Source organism: Dietzia cercidiphylli (genome assembly GCF_014145145.1).
Lineage (GTDB): Bacteria > Actinomycetota > Actinomycetes > Mycobacteriales > Mycobacteriaceae > Dietzia > Dietzia natronolimnaea.
This window is the reverse complement of record NZ_JAALEA010000052.1, coordinates 1-4,947: the sequence shown is the minus strand read 5'-3', so window position 1 is coordinate 4,947 and position 4,947 is coordinate 1. Positions and strand designations below refer to the sequence as shown.

Sequence of the window (4,947 nt, the reverse complement as noted above, 5' to 3'; positions counted from 1 at the left end):
CGACGGGGCTGTCGGCGACCACGCGGTAGGTCGCCGGGACCTGTCCGACGAGGTCGGTGAGCTGGTCCCGCATGGCTCCCTCGACGTTGGCGCGGGCGGTCTCGTCGAAGGCCACCACGCGTCCGACGGCGCGGTCGGCCGAGACCACCTCGAGCCCCGCGTCGTGGTCGCGTGCCCAGTTCGCGGCCCAGGCCACGGCCCGGCGGGCGTCCCGCGAACCGTCGTAGCCGCATACGACCGGTCCGGTGGCGGTTTCCGTCATGGCGTCCTCCTGCGGGTTCGGCGTCGCGGATCAGCCTAGTCGGCGGGTACGACGGCGTCCGGGGGGAGCAGCAGATGCGCAGCCGACATCGTTACCAAAGCGGAACCAGTCCTTTTCTGGACCAGTTCCAGAAAGTCGGCTAGGGTGAGGCCCATGACGACGCAGATGGAGGATCCGGGAGCGCTGCTCCGGACAGCCGGGTTGAGGGTCACCTCTCCCCGGTTGGCGGTCCTCGCCGTCGTCGACAGTCGTCCCCACATCGCGGCGGAGGACGTCGCGGTACTGGTCCGGGAGCGGCTGGGCGCGGTGTCCACGCAGACCGTCTACGACGCGCTGCGTGTGTGCACCGACGTCGGACTCATGCGGCGCATCGAACCGGCCGGCTCGCCGGCCCGGTACGAACGCCGCACGGGGGACAACCACCACCACCTCGTGTGCCGGCAGTGCGGCCGGATCGAGGATGTCGAATGCGCGGTGGGGCATGCGCCCTGCCTGCAGGCGGACCACGATCACGGCTTCCTGATCGACGAGGCCGAGGTCAACTACTGGGGCACATGTCCCGAATGTCAGGCGGGCCGTGCCCGGCTCGGTTAAGACTGAGACCCAGACCACATCGCCCATCACCCCACCACAACGAGGAGCACCAGACGTGACCACGCATCCCGCCGACCGCGGCGTACGCGACTTCCAGCCCAAGTCCGCCACCACCACCGACAGTGGCCAGCCGGTACCGAGCGACGAGTTCAGCGCCCGGTTGGGCGAGCTGGGTCCGCAGCCGATCCACGACTTCTACCTGATCGAGAAGCTCGCCCACTTCAACCGCGAGAACGTCCCGGAGCGTCTGCCCCACGCGAAGGGCTCGGGCGCCTTCGGCGAGTTCGTCACCACCGAGGACGTCTCGGACATCACCTGCGCAGGCCTGTTCCAGCAGGGCGTCACGACCCCCATGCTCGCCCGCTTCTCCACCGTCGCCGGCGAGAAGGGCAGCCCCGACACCTGGCGTGACCCGCGCGGCTTCGCGCTGAAGTTCTACACCGACGAGGGCAACTACGACATGGTCGGCAACAACACGCCGGTCTTCTTCGTCCGCGACGCCCTCAAGTTCCCGGACTTCATCCACTCGCAGCGCCGCAAGAACGCCTCCGGCCTGCGCAACCACGCCATGCAGTGGGACTTCTGGACCCTGAGCCCCGAGTCGACCCACCAGGTCACCTGGCTCATGGGCGACCGCGGCATCCCGGCCACCTGGCGCAACATGGACGGGTTCGGCTCGCACACCTACCAGTTCATCAACGCCGAGGGCGTGCGCCACTGGGTCAAGTTCCACTTCAAGACCAACCAGGGCATCGACTTCCTCACCCAGGACGAGGCCGACAAGCTCGCCGGTGAGAACGCCGACTACCACCGTCAGGACCTCTACGAGTCCATCGCCAAGGGCGAGTTCCCGTCGTGGGACCTGCACGTCCAGGTGATGCCCTTCGACGAGGCGGAGACCTACCGCTTCAACCCGTTCGACCTCACCAAGGTCTGGTCGCAGAAGGACTACCCGCTGCGCAAGGTCGGCACCATGACGCTGAACCGGAACCCGCAGAACCACCACGCCCAGATCGAGCAGGCGGCGTTCGCGCCGACCAACATCGTCAAGGGCATCGGCTTCTCGCCCGACAAGATGCTCCTCGGCCGTGTCTTCGCGTACCCGGACATCCAGCGCTACCGCATCGGCGCCAACTACCAGCAGGTGCCGGTCAACCGACCGCTCTCGCCGGTGAACTCCTACTCCAAGGAGGGCGCCATGCAGTACGAGTTCCCGCACCCGGCGCAGGCCGAGTACGCCCCCAACACCCTCGACGGCCCGGTCGCGGACCCGGCCAAGGCGTTCGACTTCGGTGACTGGGACACCAAGGGCTCGGAGATCTACCGCGGGGACGTCTCGCCGCACTCCGACGACACCGACCAGGCGCAGGCCACCACGCTCTACCGGGAGGTCCTCGACGACGCGGCCCGCGAGCGTCTGGCGTCCAACATCGCCGGTCACGTGAGCAAGATCGACCCCTCGGAGACCGAGCTCCTCGAGCGCGTGTACGCCTACTGGGCGGCCGTCGACCAGGGGCTGTGCGAGGCCGTCAAGGCCGGCGTCGAGTCCGGTCCGCGCGGCAACCACCGTCGCCAGGAGTGACCACTCCGTAGCCGAGCATGTTTCGGTCGAGCACGCGTCGGCCGAACTCGACTGAGACGAAGGGCCCGATCCCGCGACCAGCGGGGTCGGGCCCTCCTCGTGCGCCGGCTTCCGGGGCCCCGTCAGCCGCCGCGGACCAAGGTCAGGGCCCAGTCAGCCGCCGCGGACCACGGTCAGGGCGTCGTGGTCGGCGATAGCCCGACAGGCCCGCCGCATGAGCAGGGCGAACATCTCGTCACCGCGCGGGGTCCGGGTGCCGTACATCCAGCCGAAGATCCCGAGCACCGGGGTCTGGAGCAGCCCGTAGACGTAGTCGTCCCAGCAGGTCTCGAGGGAGTACCCGGTCACCCCGTGCCCGACGAGCGCGCGGTGGTAGTCGGCCACGATCCCGCGTTCGGCGGCCCGGCGGTCGGCGACGTCCAGGCTGGAGCCGAGGAAGCCGCCGAGGTCGCGCCCGGGCAACCCCACCGTGAGGGTCTGCCAGTCGCAGGCCAGGGACGGCCGCTCCCCGGAGGGGTCGATCAGCATGTTGTCGGCGCGGTAGTCGGCGTGCAGCAGCGCGAAGCGATCGGACCGCCCGTTGGCCCAGTCCGCGATCAGCGGCGCGATCTCGGACAGGATCCGTCGCTCGTCGTCGTCGAGCCGGTCCCCCAACTCGGCGAGGAAGGCCTCCAGCGCCGGCCCGCCGAGTTCCTGGAGGGTGACGTTGTCCTCGGCGGAGGGGCAGGAGAGGCCGTCGATGCCGCGCAGTGCCGGATCGCACCAGCGCGGGCCGTGCAACCCGGCCAGGTTGACCGCGCAGTCGCGGGCGTCCTCGACGGTCAGCCCGGTGAGCTGGTCGCCCTGGACCAGCGGCGCCACGTCGTCGAGCACGAGCGTGAACTCGCCCTCCCGCTCCCCGAGGGCGGCGAACCGCGCCCGCGGAACCCGCACGGCCACCGTCGGCGCCAGGTCGCGGTAGAACAGCACCTCGCTCCGGTAGACGCCGTGCAGCAGCGGCCGCATGCCCTCGTCGGGGTTCGGGAGTTTGACGAACAGCGTCGGCGGGAGCCCGTCACCGTCCACGTGGGCCACTACGCAGCAGCCGATCTGGCCGGTCCCCACCGCCTCGGTCCGTGCCGACCGGACCTCGGTGCCGAGCGCCCGGGTGAGCCACCCCGCCGTCACCTCCTCCGGCGTGCAGACCACGGAGGCGCTCGAGTCGACGCTGGTCATGTCTGGGGGTCCTTCCGCAGGTGGAGACGTCCGGGGTTGGGTGCGAGATGGTCGAACCGGCGGGGGTCCCGCCGGCGATGCCAGGCGGCCAGGACCGGGGCGAGCTCGTCGGGGGTCGCGCCGTGCAGGACGACGGAGTCCGCGCCGAGCGCGAGTTGACCCTCGATGCGGTCGGCGCAGTGCTCGGCGCTGCCGACCGCGGCGCAGGCGAGCCACTCGTCCGGGAGCACGTCGCGGGCGTGACGCAGGATGTCGAGGTCGTCGGTCGCGTCGAGCGCACCGGAGTGGGCGGACAGGCGCTCGTCGGCGCGGAACCGCTCGAGGCCCGCCGGGTCCCAGCCGTTCACCCGGACCAGCACATCGCCGTACCCGGTGAGGTAGGTGGCCAGGCGGCCGACGAGTTTGCGCAGCCGCGCGGTCTCGTCGAGCGAGTCCTCGATGGTGGCCATCACCGACCAGATCCGCACCTGCGCCGGGTCGCGGCCGGCCCGTTCGGCGGCCTCGCGGACCAGCCGGACGGATCTGGCGACGGCGGTGTCGGACATGAAGGTGTGCAGGACCACGCCGTCGGCGATCCGTCCGGCGAGCCGGAGCGAGTTGTCGCCCATGGCCATGAGCAGCACCGGGATGTCCTCGTCGAACGAGGGGTCCTGCACGAGATAGGGATAGCTCCCCGCCGGGCCGTCGTGCCCCGCCACCGACCCGCCCCGCCACAGGGTGCGGTAGATCCCCGCCGCGTCCTCGAGCTGCGCCGACGTGACGTGGGGCAGGCCCATGATGTCGAACAGTATGGGGATGCCGCGGCCCAGCCCGAAGGCGTACCGCCCGCCCGACATGCGGTGCAGGGTCGTGGCCATGGTGGCGGTGACCAGCGGATGCCGGGTGTTGTGGTTGGTCGCCGCGGTGCCCACGCCGATCCGGCTGGTGGCCGCCACGGCAGCGCCGGCCATCACCGCGGCGTCCTTGAGGGCGAACCGCTCCGACAGCAGGATCGACCCGAGTCCCAACTCCTCGGCGCGCGCGGCCTCTGTGATGAGGTCGGCCGGCGACGCGCTGTGCCCGGCGAGTCCGTAGCAGGCGAGCTCGGGCATGAGGTGGGCAGCTGCAGCGTGGGGCATGGGCGCCTTCCGGCGGTGGATGGTCACGCAGATATTGAGTGACAGGTGTCACATTAGCCCGCCTGCGGAGTCCACCACCGGGTGTTGCCGCAGACGCCGTCGGCCCGGTGTGGGTATTGCTGGGTCCTTGGGCCGCGCCGGGCCGCGCCGGGCTGCTGCGCCGGGCTGCCGCGCCG

The 4,947-nt window shown here is 70.8% G+C and carries 5 protein-coding genes; 2 read left to right on the top strand and 3 right to left on the bottom strand.

Annotated features, from left to right (window positions below; translation table 11 throughout):
• On the bottom strand, nt 1-262 hold a 262-nt coding region (locus tag G6028_RS02650), incomplete at its 3' end, for a universal stress protein (protein ID WP_182657960.1).
• A gap of 153 nt (nt 263-415) precedes the next feature.
• On the opposite strand from G6028_RS02650, the gene G6028_RS02645 reads away from it, so the two are divergent.
• Both G6028_RS02645 and G6028_RS02640 read left to right on the top strand, forming a co-directional pair.
• Complete coding sequence (locus G6028_RS02645) at nt 416-856, top strand: Fur family transcriptional regulator (RefSeq protein WP_182615825.1); 441 nt, start codon at nt 416-418, stop codon at nt 854-856.
• 55 nt (nt 857-911) lie between these two features.
• On the top strand, nt 912-2,438 hold the full coding sequence (locus tag G6028_RS02640; protein WP_179524388.1) for a catalase: 1,527 nt from the start codon (nt 912-914) through the stop codon (nt 2,436-2,438).
• Nucleotides 2,439-2,591: 153 nt separating this feature from the next.
• Here the strand turns inward: G6028_RS02640 and G6028_RS02635 are convergent, their stop codons facing one another.
• Both G6028_RS02635 and G6028_RS02630 read right to left on the bottom strand, forming a co-directional pair.
• Complete coding sequence (locus G6028_RS02635; protein ID WP_182657959.1) at nt 2,592-3,653, bottom strand: phosphotransferase family protein; 1,062 nt, start codon at nt 3,651-3,653, stop codon at nt 2,592-2,594.
• A complete protein-coding gene (locus G6028_RS02630; protein ID WP_182657958.1) occupies nt 3,650-4,771 on the bottom strand; it encodes a TIGR03857 family LLM class F420-dependent oxidoreductase in 1,122 nt (373 codons plus the stop codon). Before G6028_RS02630 ends, G6028_RS02635 begins: the two co-directional genes overlap by 4 nt.
• Nucleotides 4,772-4,947: the final 176 nt, after the last annotated feature.

What these genes read in the sequence shown, in the direction of transcription:
- G6028_RS02645 (WP_182615825.1), top strand. Translation starts at nt 416, where the DNA reads ATGACGACGCAGATGGAGGATCCGGGAGCGCTGCTCCGGACAGCCGGG.
- G6028_RS02635 (WP_182657959.1), bottom strand. Translation starts at nt 3,653, where the DNA reads ATGACCAGCGTCGACTCGAGCGCCTCCGTGGTCTGCACGCCGGAGGAG.
- G6028_RS02630 (WP_182657958.1), bottom strand. Translation starts at nt 4,771, where the DNA reads ATGCCCCACGCTGCAGCTGCCCACCTCATGCCCGAGCTCGCCTGCTAC.